This is a genomic window from Actinomadura rugatobispora, assembly GCF_042656285.1.
Classification (GTDB): Bacteria; Actinomycetota; Actinomycetes; order Streptosporangiales; family Streptosporangiaceae; genus Spirillospora; species Spirillospora rugatobispora.
Genome location: NZ_JBHSON010000308.1, coordinates 1 through 572, shown reverse-complemented (window position 1 = coordinate 572; position 572 = coordinate 1). Strand labels below are relative to the sequence as shown.

Below are 572 nucleotides of genomic sequence, written 5' to 3'. Positions count from 1 at the left end.
GGGTTAAGCCATTAGTAATGCACCAACTGGCCACCTTCGCGTTTGAGGATTATTCCCGCAGTGCCGCCAGTGTGAAGCAGTGCGATGGCTGCAATGGGGAAGGGTTTATCGACGCTGAGGTTTTCAGCATGAAGATTCATACTCCGGCAAAAGAGAAGAAATTCGTGAAGATGTCTTTGAACATGGGCGCGGAGGATATTCGTCCTTCTGAGTATGAGGTGCATAGACAGGTCAGGGAGGTAGCGCGCGTTCTCTGCCCTCAGTGTAAGGGTAAGAAGGTTGTAAGTTGCGCCTGTAAAGATTGCCATGGACGCGGGAAAGCCGTTAATCAGGCTCTTACAGAACGGCAGGGCGTTCCAATTCTGGCCGATTGCAAACGCTGCAGTGGCCGTGGATATGAACGAATCCCATCGACCGAGGCATACGCCGCGGTGTGCCAGATACGATGAAGCCAAAGCGCAACGGGACATCATTACCCTCAAGTTTTTACGTGATATGGACAGAGAGCAGCAGCAGGATGGCATGCTGCTGAAGACGCTCGCAGATGAAATCCGCAACGCGAAACGCGCGGG

Annotated in this window: 1 protein-coding gene; it reads left to right on the top strand. The window is 53.0% G+C overall.

All coding sequences use genetic code 11. The features are described from left to right. Positions 1-17: 17 nt before the first annotated feature. A complete protein-coding gene (locus ACFPZN_RS56540; protein WP_378293755.1) occupies positions 18-449 on the top strand; it encodes an antitermination protein Q in 432 nt (143 codons plus the stop codon). The last annotated feature ends 123 nt before the right edge of the window (positions 450-572 follow it).